Source organism: Phenylobacterium sp. LjRoot219 (assembly GCF_964252995.1).
GTDB lineage: Bacteria > Pseudomonadota > Alphaproteobacteria > Caulobacterales > Caulobacteraceae > Phenylobacterium.
Genome location: NZ_CAXUQI020000001.1, coordinates 813,158 through 828,141, shown reverse-complemented (window position 1 = coordinate 828,141; position 14,984 = coordinate 813,158). Strand labels below are relative to the sequence as shown.

The window sequence follows — 14,984 nt, the reverse complement described above, 5'->3', positions numbered from 1 at the left end:
TCCACGTGGGGGAGGTAGTGTTCGGGAACTGCCACGGCGCTTCCCGAGCTTGATCCCCATGCGCTCCGCCCTGCTCGCCCTCGCCGCGCTCGCCGTCGTCGCCACGCCGGCCCAGGCGCAGTTCGGCTTCGGCCGCCGCCCGCCCCCACCTGCGCCGCCGCCCGGCGAGGCCGGCGGCTGGCCGTTCCCGCCGCCCGATCCGCAGAGCTGGTGGGACGAAAAGCGGCCCGACGCGCCGGAGGCCGCCGATCCGCTCGGCGGTCGCCGGGTGCCGCGCGGCCAGCGCCTGCCGAGCGTCGACAACGGCGTCGAACCCGCCACCTACCGGCTCTGGGGGCTGATGCCGCTGCAGTGGCAGCTGCTGCGCGGCGACGAGATGGTGCTGGAGGTCTGGGTGCGGCCGGCGCGCAACGTGCGCCAGAGCATCGTGCGGATCACCGTGCGCAATGACGGCCGCGCCTTCGTCCAGGGCCGCGCCGGCTACGCCTGCTGCGACGCCGGCATCGGCCGGCGCATCGGCTTCGACGCCGAACTGCCGCAGGGCTCGGCGCAGAGCTTCCTGGCGCTGCGCGACCTGCCGATCTGGTCGACCCCGCGCGAGGTGCAGGTGGTGCGCGACGCCGCCACCACCGACGTGGTCTGCGTCTCTGGCGTCGGCTACGACCTGACGCTCTTGACCGCGCAGGGCGCGCGCAGCCTGCATCGCGACTGCGACGACATCTCGATCGGCCAGACCGCCGACGTGCTGGAGCCGGTGCTGCGCGCCGCGCTTGGCCGCGAGCCGCGGTTCGACGTGCTGTTCCGCAACAAGATCGACTTCAGCCCCGAACGCCAAGCCTACCAGGAGTTCGCCGCCGGCGGCGGCGTGCTCAAGGCCGCGCCGCACAGCCGCACCGTCGCGCCGGGGCTGGAGAACGCGCCGCAGCCGGAAGGGCCCTGAACCCGCGCAGTTCGGTTGACCGAAGCCGGCCGCGCGCCCTAACGCTCGCGCCGCATGGCCGCCCAGACCCCCTCGCTTCGCTTCCTCATCTCCGTCGCCGCCCTGGTGGCGCTGGCCGCCGTGATCGTCGACGGCTGGCATGACCTGTGGCTGCTGAGCCAGGTGCAGGCCCCGGGGGCGGACTATTCCTGCTTCTGGGCCGGGGCGAAGGCGGCGCTGAGCCGACCGGACAAGCTCTACGACTTCGCCTACATCACCGGGCTGCAGGGCTGGCCGCTCGGGCCGCAGAACCTGCGCCCCTACATCTATCCGCCGTCGGCGCTGTTCGTCTTCACGCCCTTCGCGCTGATGCCCTACTGGGCCGGCTTCGCGCTGTGGGTCGGGCTCACCGCCGCCCTGTTCACCTGGGCCGGGGTCAAGGCCGGCGCGCCCTGGTTCCTGATCCTGGCGCCGCCGGCGCTGCTGATCCTCAACTGCGGCCAGGTGACCTTCCTGGTCGGCGGCCTGGCGATCGCCGCCTTCGCCCTGCGCGAGCGCAGCATCGCGGCGGGCGTGCTGCTGGGGCTGGCGGCGGTGGTGAAGCCGCAACTGGTGCTGCTCGCGCCGATCGCCCTGATCGCCGACGGCCGCTGGCGCACCCTGTTCGTCATGGGGCTGACCGGCTTGGTGGTCTGCGCCGCCGCGCTGGCCGCGTTCGGCCTGCAGCCCTGGCTCGACTGGCTGGCCGCCCTGCCGCGGTTCCGCGAGGTGATCTTCACCCATCCCGGCCTGGTCGCCGACGCGGTCACCCCCTACGCCTTCCTGGAGCACCGCGGCCTGCCCGGCGCCTGGGCCTATGCGCTGGCCCCGCTGGCCGCCGCCGCGGTCTGGTTCGCCTTCAAGAAGCCGCTCGCCCTACCCGACCGGCTGATCGCCTTCTTCGGCGCCGGCCTGGTGCTCACCCCCTATGCGATGAACTACGAGCTCGCCCTCTTCGCGCCGGCGGTCGGCGCCTATCTGATGCGCCGCAAAGACAAGCTCTGGCCGCTCTATGTGCTGCTGGCCGCGGCCCACTACCGCCTGCCCTGGACCTTCGCCTCGGTGCTGCCGGTGCTGCTGCTGCCGGCGGCCGGCTACCTCTCGCAGCGGCTCGAAGCCGGCTGGAGCGCACGGCCCGTCTTCAAATCCTGAGCCGCAGCCCCTATATGTCTCTGCGTCGGGTTCGCCCGACTATGGAGATAAACGCGCACGTAATAAGCGGACTGGACCCGGGTGCGATTCCCGGCGGCTCCACCAATCTTCCCCCGGGTTATCGCCGGAAAGCCAAGTATTTGCTTGGGGAAGCATGGGGCCGATCAGCATCGACAGACGTGTAATGGTGTTAGCTTTCTCTCGGCTTGACCCACCGTTCCGGGTCTTTAACTAACTGCGAACGATAACTTCGCTCAAGAAGTCCGTCTCGCCGCGTAAGCGGTGCGATAGATTTCGACCTAAAGCCCTAACGTCTTAGCAGCGTTAGGCGGGGCCGGAGGGAGCCTGGCAACAGAATCCCTCCACTTCCCTCGGCAATCTTTTCGAGACGGCCGCAAAATCAGGCGGTTGGGCCTTTGCGCTGCGCCGCCCGCAGGCTATTTTTTAGACGCGTGTTTCGTCGGAGATTCCATTGCCCCAGGACCCGCCGGCCCAGGATTTGATGCACTACGAGGCGATGGCTCAGGACGCCCTGCGCGGCGTCGTGAAGGCTGCGCTGAAGCGCGCCGCCGCACCCGAAGGCCTGCCCGGCGCGCACCACTTCTACATCACCTTCAAGACCGACGCGGCCGGCGTGTCCGGACCTGTCGACCTGCTGGGCAAGTACCCCGACGAGATGACCATCGTCCTGCAGCACCAGTACTGGGACCTGGCGCCGGGCGAGACCTTCTTCTCGGTCACCCTGCAGTTCGGCGGCCAGCCGAAGCGGCTGAGCATTCCCTACGCGGCGGTCACGCGGTTCTACGACCCCAGCGTCCAGTTCCTGCTGCAGTTCGAAGCGCCGGCCGCGGCGGCGGGCGGCGACTCCAAGGCCCTGGCCGCAGCGCCCGAACCGGAGGCGGCACCGGCCGGGCCGGAAGGCGCGGCGAAAATCGTCTCGCTCGACCAGTTCCGCAAGAAGTGAGCCCTAGCGAGTGCGGCGCCTGATCAGAGCCGCACTTTCGCTGATGGTCTGGCTCGGCGTCGCGCTGCCCGCCTGCGCCGCGCCGCCGCCGGACCCCGCCGCGCCGTTCGCCGACTGGGCCGCCGTGGTGGTCGCCGGCGATTGGCACGCCAGCTCCGGCCGCCCCTCGGAAGCCTTCGACAACGCCCGCCGCGACGTCGGCGCGGCGCTGCGCAGCGCCGGGTTCCAGCCGCAGAACCTGCGCGAGCTCTCCGCGCGTCCGGCCCGCTACCGGCCGCGGCCCGCTCACAGCGACATCGACAGCGTCTATGCGGCGCTGAGCGAACTTGCCGGGCGCACCCAGGGCGGCTGCCTGGCCTACATCACCTCGCACGGCCAACCGCAGGGGGTGGTCGTCGACGACGATCTGCTGGAGCCCAGCGTGCTGGGGGCCATGCTCGACGACGCCTGCGGCGGCCGTCCGACCGTCGTCGTCATCTCGGCCTGCTTCTCCGGCGTCTTTGTGCCGGAGCTCGCCGCGCCGAACCGCATGGTGCTGACCGCCGCCCGCGCCGACCGCACCTCGTTCGGCTGCGGCGAGAGCGACCGCTACCCCTATTTCGACGACTGCTTCCTGCGCGCCTTCCCCGCCGCCCACGACTTCCGCCAGCTCGGCGCGGCGGTGCAGAGCTGCGTCGCGCGGCGAGAAAAAGAGACCGGCATGGCGCCGCCCTCCGAGCCGCAGCTGTCGATCGGCCCGGCGCTGCGGCCGCTGCTGCCGCTCTACGCCCTGCCGGCGACCAACGCGGGAGCGGCGCAATTTTGAGGGACTCAATTTGCGCCCTACAATCGGGAGACATCCTAATCGAGCCGGGTGACGCCTGATGCGGTCCTGGGTTTCAGCAGCGCTCGCCCTGACGGCTGCGCTCACGGCGGCCTTCCCGACGCAGGCGCAGGAGCCTGCGCCGGCCGCAGTCCCGTCCGTCCCGGCGAGCGTCAGCCCGGCGCTGCCGAAGGGGCCGATTCCCTACACCGCCCTGGCCGCCAAACCGCGATCGAAACCCAAGCCGGCCACCCCGACCGTCGCCGCCGCTCAGCCGGTCGCGGGCCTGGCCGCCGCATCGAGCACTCCGCCGGCCGCGCTGCCGACGCTCCCCCCCGGCGTACGGGCCGACGCCGGCGCCAAGCTCGCCGCCGGCCAGCCGATCCCGCCGGCCCAGCTCGAGGCCTTCGTCGACGGAGTGGTCAGCCAGGCGATGGCGCGCGAGCACATCGCCGGCGTCACCGTGGCGGTCGTGCAGAACGGCCAAGTGCTGCTGAAGAAGGGCTACGGCTTCGCCAGCCTCAGCCCCCGCCGGCCGGTCGACCCCGACCGCACCCTGTTCCGGGTCGGCTCGATCTCGAAGACCTTCACCTGGATCGGGCTGATGCAGGAGGTCGAGGCCGGACGTATCCGGCTCGACCAGCCGGTGAACCTCTACCTGCCGGAGCGCGTGCGGGTGCGCGACCAGGGCTACGACCGGCCGGTGCGCGTGCGCGACCTGATGGCCCACGCGGCCGGTTTCGAGGATCGCGCCTTCGGCCAGCTGTTCGTCCGCGATCCCGACTATGTGCGCCCGCTCGAACTCTATCTGCGGCGCGAGCGGGTCCGGCGGGTGCGGCCGCCAGGCCAGGCCGCCAGCTATTCCAACTACGGCGCCGGACTGGCCGGCGAGGCGCTGGCCTATGTCACCGGCCGGCCGTTCGAGCGGCTGATGGAGGACGAGATCTTCCTGCCGCTCGGCATGGGCCGCACCACCTTCCGCGAGATGCGCCCCCCGAAGGCCTGGCTGCCCGCGCCGATGCCGGCGGCGCTGGCCGCCGACGTGTCCGACGGGTTCCGCTGGACCCGCGGCGGCTTCGAGCGGCGGCCCTACGAGTACATCGGCCAGATCGCGCCGGCCGGCTCGGCCTCGTCCACCGCGGGCGACATGTCGCGCTACATGCTGGCCCTGCTCGGCGGCGGCCAGCTCGGCGGGACCACGCTCTACGGCTCGCGGACGGCGCAGGCGTTCCGCACCCCGATCCTGGCGACGCCGCCGGGGATCAACGGCTGGGCCCACGGCTTCATCGTCGAGACCCTCCCGGGCGAGCGCCGCGGCTACGGCCACGCCGGCTCCACCGTCGCCTTCATGTCCAACATGGTCACCGCGCCGTCGCTGAACCTCGGGGTGTTCGTCGCCGCCAACACCGACACCGGCGAACGCCTGGTGCTCGCCCTGCCCGCGGCGATCGTGCGCGAGTTTTTCGCTGCGCCGCAGCCGTTCCCGCGGGCCGGCTCGTCGGCGCTGGCCGCCGCGCCGGAGCGGTTCGCCGGCCGCTATCTGTCGAGCCGCCGGGCCTACGGCGGGCTGGAGGGTTTCGCCGGGCGGCTGGCCGGCGACGCGGTGGTGCGGATCACGCCCGAGGGCCGGCTGGTCACCACCGACGGCGGCGTCCAGAAAGCCTGGGTGCCGGAAGGCGATCCCGCCGACGGGCGGTTCATCGCCCTGATCGGCGACGAGCGCCTGGCCTTCACCATGCGCGACGGCCAGGCCACCGGCTTCATGAACGCGGCCAACGTGCAGCGTTTCGAGCGCACCTCCGCCTGGCGCTCCCCCGGCACGCTCGGCCTGCTGGCCGGGCTGACCGTCGGCGCTGCGATCGTCAGCCTGGCCGGCGCGATGCTGCGCAACCGCCGCGAACTGCGCGAAAGCCAGGTCCAGAGCCGCGCCGCGCTGGTGCAGAACCTGCAGGCCGGGCTCTGGCTGATCGCCATGGTCAGCTTCGGCGTCTGGGGCGCCGGGGTGCTGGCCGATCCCGCGCGGCTGGTGTTCGGCTGGCCGGGGCCGCTGCTGATCACCGCCTCGGCCTGCGCCCTGGTCGCCGCGACGCTGACCCTGCCGACCCTGCTCGCCCTGCCGGCGGTCTGGCGCGGCGGCCGGCGGGTCGACACCTGGCCGGTGTTGCGGCGCACGGCCTTCACCGTAACGGCGGCGATCTACACCGCCTTCGCGGTGCTGCTGGCCCAGTCCGGCGCGCTCAGCCCCTGGGGCCTGTGAGCGCTTACGCCCGCTCTTCCCCGCGCAAGCGGGGACGAGCGGCGGGCGAGCGCCTAGGACCCGTAGCCGCGCAGCTGCTGCACCGACATGTCGTGATCGGCGGCCAGTTGCTGCAGCTCGATGATGTTGCCGTCCGGATCGCGGCCATAGACCGTCTTGATGCGGCCGCCCTCCACCGAGGTCGGCGGCGCGTGGAAGGTCATGCCGTTCTGCGACAGCCGCGCGTACTCGGCGTCCACGTCGGTGACGTCGAGGCAGATGTGCGTGTAGCCGTGGTCTGACGGGTTCAGCCGGTCGGCGTAGCGCGCGGCCGGGCGCTGGTACTCGAACATCTCGATGTAGGAATTGGCCGCCTTCAGCATCACCACCTTGGAGGCCGAGCCCTTGATGCCGACGATGGTGTCGATCTCCGGCGAGTCCGACCATTCGAAGCCGGTGCTCTCGACCACCTCGAAGCCGACGACGTCGCGGTAGAAGGCGACCAGCCGGTCGAGGTTGGGGGTGTTGATGGCGACGTGGTGAATGCCTCGGATCACGGCGCAGCCTCATTGGTCTGTCGGCGCGGGGCGCGCTTGCTGCGGCCGCCGCGCGGCGTTTCCTCTGCCCCCAGGTTCGACGCCGCGCTTGCGGGATGTCAACGCGGCGCGCGGCAGGTCGAATTTACCTGGCGCGCTACAGCGCCGGCCGGTCATAGATAAATTCAATCGACAACAATCAGATCATCGATTGGACCTTCGCGAGCGGAGCGGCTATCTCAACCGGCGTCAACTCGCACAAGGGAATCTCAATGTCGCTGATCGGCACCGAAATCAAATCGTTCACCGCCCAGGCCTTCAAGGAAGGCAAGTTCATCACCGTCTCCGACGGCGATCTGAAGGGCAAGTGGTCGGTCGTGTTCTTCTATCCGGCGGACTTCACCTTCGTCTGCCCGACCGAGCTCGAGGACCTCGCGGACAACTACGCCGCGTTCAAGGAGCTCGGCGTCGAGATCTACAGCGTCTCCACCGACACCCACTTCGCCCACAAGGCGTGGCACGACACCTCGGCCGCCGTCGGCAAGATCAAGTACACCATGGTTGGCGACCCGACCGGCCAGATCAGCCGCAACTTCGAAGTGATGATCGAAGACGTCGGCCTCGCCGACCGCGGCACCTTCGTGGTCGACCCGGACGGCAAGATCCAGATCGTCGAGATCAACGCCGGCGGCATCGGCCGTGACGCCTCGGAACTGCTGCGCAAGGTGAAGGCCGCCCAGTACGTGGCCAAGCACCCGGGCGAAGTCTGCCCTGCCAAGTGGCAGGAAGGCGAAAAGACCCTGGCTCCGTCGCTGGACCTGGTCGGCAAGATCTAAAGCCAAAAACAAGCCGCCGCCCCATGCAGGGCGGCGGCGCCCTGGCCTCGCGTCGAGGCCGACTCTTTCTCTCGGAGCGCCGCAATGTTGGACACTGGTCTGAAGGCCCAGCTGAAGGGCTACCTGCAAAACCTGGCCATGCCCGTGGAGCTCGTGGCCTCGCTCGACGACGGCCCGAAGTCGCGCGAGCTCCAGGAACTGCTGAACGACATCGCCGAGCAGAGCGACAAGGTGACGGTCGTGACCGACGGCGAGGACGCGCGGCGTCCGTCGTTCGAGATCCGCCGCGCCGGCACGGACGTGAAGGTCGGCTTCGCCGGCCTGCCGATGGGCCACGAGTTCACCTCGCTGGTGCTCGCGCTGCTGCAGGTCGGCGGCCATCCGCCGAAGGTCGAGGCCGCGGTGATCGAGCAGATCCGCGCGCTGGACGGCGACTTCCTGTTCGAAACCTATTTCTCGCTGTCGTGCCAGAACTGCCCCGACGTGGTGCAGGCGCTGAACACGATGAGCGTGCTCAACCCGCGCATCCGCCACGTGGCGATCGACGGCGCGCTGTTCCAGGACGAAGTCAGCGCCCGCCAGGTCATGGCCGTGCCGACCGTGCTGCTGAACGGCAAGGAGTTCACCCAGGGCCGCAAGGGCCTGGAAGAGCTGCTGGCCATGCTCGACACCGGCGCGGCCGCCCGCGCCGCCGAGGCGCTGCGCGCCAAGCCGGTGTTCGACGTGCTGGTGGTCGGCGGCGGTCCGGCCGGCGCGGCCGCGGCGATCTACGCCGCGCGCAAGGGCATCGCCACCGGCGTCGCCTCCGAGCGGTTCGGCGGCCAGGTGCTGGACACCATGGCGATCGAGAACTTCATCTCGGTTCCCGAGACGGAGGGCCCGAAGCTGGCCGCAGCGCTCGAGACCCACGTGCGTAGCTACGAGGTCGACATCATGAACCTGCAGCGGGCGGTCTCGCTGAAGGCGCCGAGCGCGCCGGGCGAACTGGTCGAGGTGGAGTTCGAGAGCGGCGCGACCCTGCGCGCCAAGTCGGTCATCCTGTCCACCGGCGCCCGCTGGCGGCAGATGAACGTCCCCGGCGAGCAGGAGTACCGCAACAAGGGCGTGGCCTACTGCCCGCACTGCGACGGCCCGCTGTTCAAGGGCAAGCGCGTGGCGGTGATCGGCGGCGGCAACAGCGGCGTCGAGGCGGCGATCGACCTGGCCGGCATCGTCAAGCACGTGACGCTGATCGAGTTCGACGCGCAGCTGCGCGCCGACGCGGTGCTCCAGCGCAAGCTGGCCAGCCTGCCGAACGTCACCGTCGTCACCTCGGGCCAGACCTCCGAGGTGCTGGGCGACGGCCAGCGGGTCACCGGCCTGCTCTACACCGACCGGACCAGCGGCGAGAGCCATACGGTCGAGCTGGAAGGTATCTTCGTGCAGATCGGCCTCGTGCCGAACACGGAGTGGCTGAAGAGCTCGGGCGTCCAGCTCAGCCCGCGCGGCGAGATCGAGACCGACGGGCGCGGCGCGACCTCGGCCCCCGGCGTGTTCGCCGCGGGCGACGCGACCACCACGCCGTACAAGCAGATCGTCATCGCCATGGGCGAAGGCTCCAAGGCGGCGCTGTCGGCCTTCGACTACCTGATCCGCCTGGCCCCGGCGGAGCAGGAAGCCAAGGCCGCCTGATCCCCGGCCCGGCCTGATCCGGCCTACGGCCTGACAAGGCGCCGTCCGCGCACCCGCGCGGGCGGCGCTTTGCGTTTCCGCGCGGCGCAGCTAGCGTCCGGCCGACGGCAGGCAGGCGGCTCGGCGAAACGAGCGGCCCCGCCGGACGGGAGGTCGCGATGGGGGCGCGTGGGGGAGGTGTGCGCGGCGCAGGCGCGCGTCTGACGCCATGAGCGCCGCCGCCGCGAACCGCGGCCCGATCACGCTCGGGCTCATGATGGCGACCATCATGAGCATTCTCGACACCACGGTCGTGAATGTCGCCCTGCCGCACATGCAAGGCAGCCTCTCGGCCTCGCCGGAGCAGATCACCTGGGTGATCACCTCCTACATCGTCGCCACCGCGGTCACGACGCCGCTCAGCGGCTGGCTGGCGGCGCGGGTCGGCTTAAAGCCGATGCTGCTGATCTCAGTGCTCGCCTTCACCATCGCCTCGATCCTCTGCGGCATGGCGACCAACCTGCCGCAGATGGTGCTGTTCCGGGTTCTACAGGGCGTCGCCAGCGCGCCGATCGCCCCGCTCTGCCAGGCGGTGCTGTTCAACATCAATCCGCCGGAGCGCCACGGCCGGGCGATGGCCCTGTTCATGATGGGCAACGTCGTGGCCCCGGTGGTCGGGCCGATCGTCGGCGCCCTGCTCACCGAGCATCTCTCCTGGCGCTGGTGCTTCTACATCAACCTGCCGGCGGGGATCGGCTCCATGCTGCTGCTCTGGCGCTATCTGCCGAGCGAGACGCGCGAGCAGCGGCAGTTCGATTTCCTCGGCTTCGGCGCGCTGGCGGTGGCCATCGCCTCCTTCCAGCTGATGCTCGACCGCGGCCCCACGCTCGACTGGTTCAGCTCTCGCGAGATCTGGCTCGAGGCGGTGATCGCGGCGATCGGCTTCTGGGTCTACCTGACGCACACGCTCACGGCGAAGCATCCGCTGTTCGACCCGGCGCTGGTCCGCGACCGCAACCTGGTCGCCGCGACCAGCTTCAACTTCGCCTTCAACATGCTGCTGATGTGCGGGATCACCCTGCTGCCGCTGATGATGCAGGGGCTGATGGGCTATTCGGTGGTGCTGTCCGGCCTGGTCAGCGTGCCCCGCGGCGCGATGATGATGGCGGTGCTGCTGGTCGTCGGCCGGCTCGACGCGGTCGTCGACCGACGCCTGCTGGTCGGCGTGGGGCTCATGCTGTGCATCGCCGGATTCTGGCAGATGGCCCGCTTCGACCTGTCGATGACGCCGCAGCAGATCATCTGGGCCGGCGTGCTGCAGGGCGTCGGCCAGGGCATCGCCTTCGTGCCGCTGGCGACCCTGACCTTCGCCACGATCGACCCACGGTTGCGGCCGGACGCCTCGGCGCTCTCCAACCTGATGCGCAACCTCGGCGGCAGCATCGGCGTCGCGCTGATGCAGGCGCTCACCGCCTACAACGGGCAGAGCATGCACGCCTCGCTCGCCGAGCACACCTCGCCGACCGACCCGGTGGTTCGCGCCGGCCTGCCGGCATGGCTGTCGCCGGAGACGGTCGAAGGCGCCTTGCGGCTGAACGCCGAGATCACCCGCCAGGCCACCATGGTCGCCTACGTCGACAACTTCCGGCTGATGGTGATCCTCGGCCTGTTCTGCATCCCGCTCGTGCTGCTGCTGCGGCCGCCGCCGAAGACCGCCGCCGCGCCGCCGCCGGTCGACGTGCACGTCGGCTGATCACCTGCCCTTCCGCCTCCGGCGTCCGACGGTCATGGTTCTCGCCGAACGCCATCAGCCGAGGAGTCCCGCGATGTACCTGGAACTGCTCGTCAGCACAGGCATGGTGGCGCTGACCGTGATCATCCACGCCCTGGGCCTGTCGGGCATCCGCAGGATCGCCGACATCTTGCTGCTGCGCGAGCGGGACATGACGGCGCCGCCGCGCCTGCGGCTGATCCTGCTGGTGGTGCTGGGCCTGTTCCTGCTGCACGGCTTCGAGATCTGGCTCTACGCCGGCCTCTACCAGCTGCTCAACGCGGTCGAGACGGTCCGCGGCGCGGTCTACCTGTCGACCGTCGCCTACGCCACGCTCGGCTACACCGAGGAGATGATCGCCGAGCACTGGCACCTGGTCGCTGCGGTCGAGGGGATCAACGGCATCCTGCTGCTCGGCTGGACGACGGCCTTCTTCGTCACGACCATGGAGCAGCTGCAGCGCCGCCGCCGCCTCGCCGAGGCGCGCCACCTGCGACGAGCGGCGCGACGCGACACGAGCGCCTAGCGCGGGCGCGAGGTCGTGCTGGCGGGTGGCAACTTCATGAGCTCCGCCGCCGATTGCCGCGTCTGGATGTCGAAGCTTCTGGGATCGCCCGGCTCGGGAACCGCCTTGAGACCGTCCAGCGGGATCTGCACCAGCTTGTCGGGGGTCGGATCGCGCTGATCCAGCTCGACGAGCAGGCCGATGATGCGGCCGTCCGCGTCGGTGACGACCCCTTCGACTTCGCCGATCTCACGGCCCGAGAGGTCGACGAGATCGGCGTCTTCCAGTTGGCCGCGCGTCAGGCCGAGCGCGTCCGCTTGGGCGAGGGCCAGCGAGGGCGCCGCGCAGATGGCCACGACGGCGCAGATCAGGGCGTACTTCATCGGTCCTCCAAAGCCTGTCCGCTCGCCGGCGGCCTTGGCCGGCGGGGGCGAACACAGCTCAACACACGCCCTGGGACAGCGGCATTGGGTGAACCCTGGGGCCGGGCTCAGGGCTTCCCCGGAGAGGTTGCCCCGCCCTTTCGCTGAACCCGCACGGCGCTTCGTGCGTAAGGCTCCTGCCACCGGAGCCGCGGCGTGTTCGAAATCTCCAGCCACCACGTCCTGCTGGCCGCGCTCGGGGTGGCGATCATCCTGGCCTACTGGTTGCCGCGGTTCTTCTCCGGCCGCGAGCCGGCGGCCTATGCGCTGCTGATCGGCCTGGGCTGGGCCCTCTTCGGCTGGATCCCCGGCCTGTCGGCGGCGCTGAGCCCGCTGGCCGCGCCCAAGGCCTGGGAGATCGGCGCCGAGCTGTGCGTGCTGTTCGGCCTGTTCGGCGTCGGCCTGCGGATCGATCGGGTCGCCGGCCTGGCCCGCTGGGGGCCGACCATCCGGCTGCTGGCGATCGGCATGCCCCTGACCATCCTCGGCGTGGCGCTGCTCGGCTGGGCGGCGGCCGGCATGACCCTGGCCGGGGCGCTGCTGCTGGGTTCGGCGCTGTCGCCGACCGACCCGGTGCTGGCCAGCGACGTGCAGGTCGGCCGGCCGACTGAGGGCGGCGAGCATCCGGTGCGGTTCACCCTGACCACCGAGGCGGGTCTGAACGACGGCCTGGCCTTTCCCTTCGTTCACCTGAGCCTCGCGCTCGCCGCCGCCGCCGCGGTCACCCCGGAACTGCTCGGCGTCTGGGCGCTGCGCGACGTCGCCTATCGCATCGTCGTCGGCGCGGCCTGCGGCGTCGGCATCGGCTGGACGCTCGGCAAGCTGCTGTTCGACATCCCGCGCGAGAACGCGCTGGCCAAGTCCGAGGCCGGGGTGTTCGCCCTGGCCGGCGTGTTCGTCGCCTACGGGCTGACCGAACTGGCGGAGGGCTACGGCTTCATCGCCGCCTTCGTCGCGGGCATGACGCTGCGGCGCGCGGAATCCGACCACGCCTTTCACGTCCGGCTGCACGACTTCTCCGAGACCCTCGAGCATGCCCTGACGGCGGTGATCCTGGTCGGGCTGGGCGCGGCGATGCCGGCGTTACTGACCGCGCTGGACGCGCCCGGCGCGCTGATCGGCCTGGGCCTGATCTTCCTGGTGCGGCCGGCGGTCGGCGCGCTGGCGCTCTGGCGTTGCCGGCTGCGCCTGCGCGAGCGGGCGGTGGTCGCCTTCTACGGCGTCCGCGGCGTCGGCTCGGTCTACTACCTCAGCTACGCCGGCGCGCACATGACGCTGACCAACGAGGCGCAGCTCTGGGCGATCACCGCCTTCACCATCCTGACCTCCACGGTGGTGCACGGGTTTTCGGCGGCCATCGCGGTCGAGCGGGCGACCGGCGAGCGGCAGACCGACTAGCCTCGTAGCCGCGTCATCGGCTCAGCTGTAACGGGCCACAGGATTTCTACGCTTCAAACTCGATCAACGAAGTAGGATTTTGGCGACCGTTCCGTGTGCGAGAGCGTCATGCCCACCTCCAAAGTCCCTCCGTTCGACCTCGGCGCGCCGCTCCCGCCCTTCCGGCTGCCGGAGCCGCTCACCGGGCGGCTGGTCGGCCCGGAGGACTTTCCGGAGGCGCAGGCGATTCTCGTGGCCTTCCTCTGCAACGACTGTCCAGACGTGCAGCACTTGGCCGGCGCGCTTAGCGCGCTCACACGGGACCTCGACCTGCTGGGGCTGCGAACCCTGGCGGTGAACTCCGCGGAGGCTCCGCCCGACGCGGTCGCCGCCGAGGCGCTGCGCCAAGGCTATGTCTTCCCCTATCTGATCGACCAGACCCGGGCGGTCGCCCGGGCCTATCAGGCGGTCTGCACGCCGGACTTCTACCTGTTCGGGCGCGACGGCCGGCTCGCCTACCACGGTCGGTTCGACGACACGCGTTTCGGCGGCGGCCGACCGGCGCACGGCGGCGATCTGCGCCGGGCGATCACGCGGGTGCTGAAGGGAGAGCCCGCGTCCGACCACCAGGTCGCGGCTCAAGGCTGCGGCCTGTGGCCGACGCCCGCGACACGCGCGGCGGCTAGAACAGGTTGAAATCGACGTCGAAGCTGTAGTCGAGCGTGATGCCGCCGGTCCATTGGTTGCGCGAGCCCAGGGTGCGGACGATCGGGCTGTCGGCGGCCTGGTCGCCGAGGCGCGCCAAGCCGGCGTCGGCGGTCACCCGCCAGTGGTCGCTGATGCGATAGGCGACGGCAGCCCGGGCGCCGAAGTAGCGCGAGCCGCTGGACGGGTCATAGGCCTGGTCGATCGCTGCGTTGGCCGCCGCCTCGTCCGGAGTGACCCCGAAATACCGGTCCATGTAGCGATGGTCGGCGTAGCCGAACCGCGGCCCGATCGAGGCGTCCCAGCGCTTGCCGGTGTAGACGAAGTCGAACCCGGCGTCGCCCAGCCAGCCGGTGTGGCCGGTCACGCCCTTCCGTCCCTCCAGGTGCACGCGGAACCAGTTGGTCGGCCAGAGGTCCAGGAACAGCCCGGGCTCCGCTGCACGATCCACCTTGCGCAGGCCGGTGAGCTCGTCCTTGTCCTTGCGGCTGCGCCGGAAGGTCAGCACCGGCCCTAAGGTGACGTACTGCGTGTCGATCACGGCGAAGGTTGCGCCCGGGTCGGGCGGATTGAACCGGCGGTAAGGGCTGATCCGTCCGATGGTGATCCGCGGCGAGGCGTTCAGCTTCGTCTCGTCGGACCCTTCCCAGGCGGGCCCGGCGGCGGCCCGACCGCCGACCGTCACGACCCACGGCTCGGCCCAGGCGGCTTCGCCCGCCGCGGCCGCCAGCAGGCCCCCCGCCGCACCTGCCATTCGCTTCCAGATTTTCAGCATCGGGCTCCCCAACCTTGACGGTTGCTCGCGTCAAACGCGCGAGAGCCCACGGTTGTTCTCGCCACAGCGCCGCTCCGGCCCGCGACGTCCGACGCCCGGCGCCGCTTGGCGCTTTCAGCCATTCGCCTCATCCGCGAATTATTTACGAGTTCGCGCACACCGCGCTGGCGGACGAACACCCCGAAACGCCCACAAGCCGCTGATCCAACAGCACTTTGCGATCCGTCGCCGGACCGGGGCGTTAGCGGGTCTTAACCGATCTTAAGACCGCGTTTACCAAATCACTGGGAAATTA

Annotated in this window: 14 protein-coding genes and 1 other RNA gene; 12 read left to right on the top strand and 3 right to left on the bottom strand. The window is 70.5% G+C overall.

What is annotated here, in order from left to right:
* Positions 1–58: 58 nt before the first annotated feature.
* From ACSQ14_RS04095 to ACSQ14_RS04070, 6 genes are all read left to right on the top strand, one after another.
* Positions 59–940 (top strand): hypothetical protein, encoded by an 882-nt coding sequence (locus ACSQ14_RS04095; protein ID WP_436009997.1) that lies wholly within the window; start codon positions 59–61, stop codon positions 938–940.
* 54 nt (positions 941–994) lie between these two features.
* Entirely contained in the window at positions 995–2,110 is a 1,116-nt protein-coding gene (locus ACSQ14_RS04090) for a glycosyltransferase family 87 protein (protein WP_436009995.1), read from the top strand.
* Positions 2,095–2,477, top strand: a transfer-messenger RNA (tmRNA) gene (gene ssrA, locus ACSQ14_RS04085). Before ACSQ14_RS04090 ends, ssrA begins: the two co-directional genes overlap by 16 nt.
* A 135-nt stretch (positions 2,478–2,612) precedes the next feature.
* Positions 2,613–3,074 (top strand): SspB family protein, encoded by a 462-nt coding sequence (locus ACSQ14_RS04080; RefSeq protein WP_436015349.1) that lies wholly within the window; start codon positions 2,613–2,615, stop codon positions 3,072–3,074.
* A 10-nt stretch (positions 3,075–3,084) separates the two neighbouring features.
* Entirely contained in the window at positions 3,085–3,879 is a 795-nt protein-coding gene (locus ACSQ14_RS04075) for a C13 family peptidase (protein WP_436009993.1), read from the top strand.
* Positions 3,880–3,937: 58 nt separating this feature from the next.
* A complete protein-coding gene (locus ACSQ14_RS04070) occupies positions 3,938–6,133 on the top strand; it encodes a serine hydrolase (RefSeq protein ID WP_436009991.1) in 2,196 nt (731 codons plus the stop codon).
* Positions 6,134–6,186: 53 nt separating this feature from the next.
* Here ACSQ14_RS04070 and ACSQ14_RS04065 read toward each other — a convergent pair whose 3' ends face one another.
* Complete coding sequence (locus ACSQ14_RS04065) at positions 6,187–6,669, bottom strand: VOC family protein (RefSeq protein ID WP_436009989.1); 483 nt, start codon at positions 6,667–6,669, stop codon at positions 6,187–6,189.
* A gap of 251 nt (positions 6,670–6,920) precedes the next feature.
* On the opposite strand from ACSQ14_RS04065, the gene ahpC reads away from it, so the two are divergent.
* The 4 genes from ahpC to ACSQ14_RS04045 all read left to right on the top strand — a co-directional run bounded on the left by ahpC (position 6,921) and on the right by ACSQ14_RS04045 (position 11,431).
* On the top strand, positions 6,921–7,484 hold the full coding sequence (gene ahpC, locus ACSQ14_RS04060; RefSeq protein WP_436009987.1) for an alkyl hydroperoxide reductase subunit C: 564 nt from the start codon (positions 6,921–6,923) through the stop codon (positions 7,482–7,484).
* An 84-nt stretch (positions 7,485–7,568) separates the two neighbouring features.
* A complete protein-coding gene (gene ahpF, locus ACSQ14_RS04055; RefSeq protein WP_436009985.1) occupies positions 7,569–9,155 on the top strand; it encodes an alkyl hydroperoxide reductase subunit F in 1,587 nt (528 codons plus the stop codon).
* Positions 9,156–9,363: 208 nt separating this feature from the next.
* Complete coding sequence (locus ACSQ14_RS04050) at positions 9,364–10,887, top strand: DHA2 family efflux MFS transporter permease subunit (protein WP_436009983.1); 1,524 nt, start codon at positions 9,364–9,366, stop codon at positions 10,885–10,887.
* A 73-nt stretch (positions 10,888–10,960) separates the two neighbouring features.
* The gene (locus tag ACSQ14_RS04045; RefSeq protein WP_436009981.1) at positions 10,961–11,431 is read left to right on the top strand and encodes a two pore domain potassium channel family protein; all 471 of its coding nucleotides are present in this window, start codon (positions 10,961–10,963) and stop codon (positions 11,429–11,431) included.
* Here the strand turns inward: ACSQ14_RS04045 and ACSQ14_RS04040 are convergent.
* Complete coding sequence (locus ACSQ14_RS04040; RefSeq protein ID WP_436009979.1) at positions 11,428–11,793, bottom strand: PRC-barrel domain-containing protein; 366 nt, start codon at positions 11,791–11,793, stop codon at positions 11,428–11,430. The genes ACSQ14_RS04045 and ACSQ14_RS04040 overlap by 4 nt on opposite strands.
* A gap of 195 nt (positions 11,794–11,988) precedes the next feature.
* On the opposite strand from ACSQ14_RS04040, the gene ACSQ14_RS04035 reads away from it, so the two are divergent.
* Together ACSQ14_RS04035 and ACSQ14_RS04030 are read left to right on the top strand one after the other, a co-directional pair.
* Positions 11,989–13,230 carry a cation:proton antiporter gene (locus ACSQ14_RS04035; protein WP_436009977.1) on the top strand — a complete coding sequence of 414 codons (1,242 nt, stop codon included), beginning with the start codon at positions 11,989–11,991 and terminating at the stop codon, positions 13,228–13,230.
* Between the two features lie 108 nt (positions 13,231–13,338).
* A complete protein-coding gene (locus ACSQ14_RS04030) occupies positions 13,339–13,905 on the top strand; it encodes a thioredoxin family protein (RefSeq protein ID WP_436009975.1) in 567 nt (188 codons plus the stop codon).
* Here the strand turns inward: ACSQ14_RS04030 and ACSQ14_RS04025 are convergent.
* The gene (locus ACSQ14_RS04025) at positions 13,892–14,668 is read right to left on the bottom strand and encodes a MipA/OmpV family protein (protein WP_436009973.1); all 777 of its coding nucleotides are present in this window, start codon (positions 14,666–14,668) and stop codon (positions 13,892–13,894) included. The genes ACSQ14_RS04030 and ACSQ14_RS04025 overlap by 14 nt on opposite strands.
* Positions 14,669–14,984 lie beyond the last annotated feature (316 nt).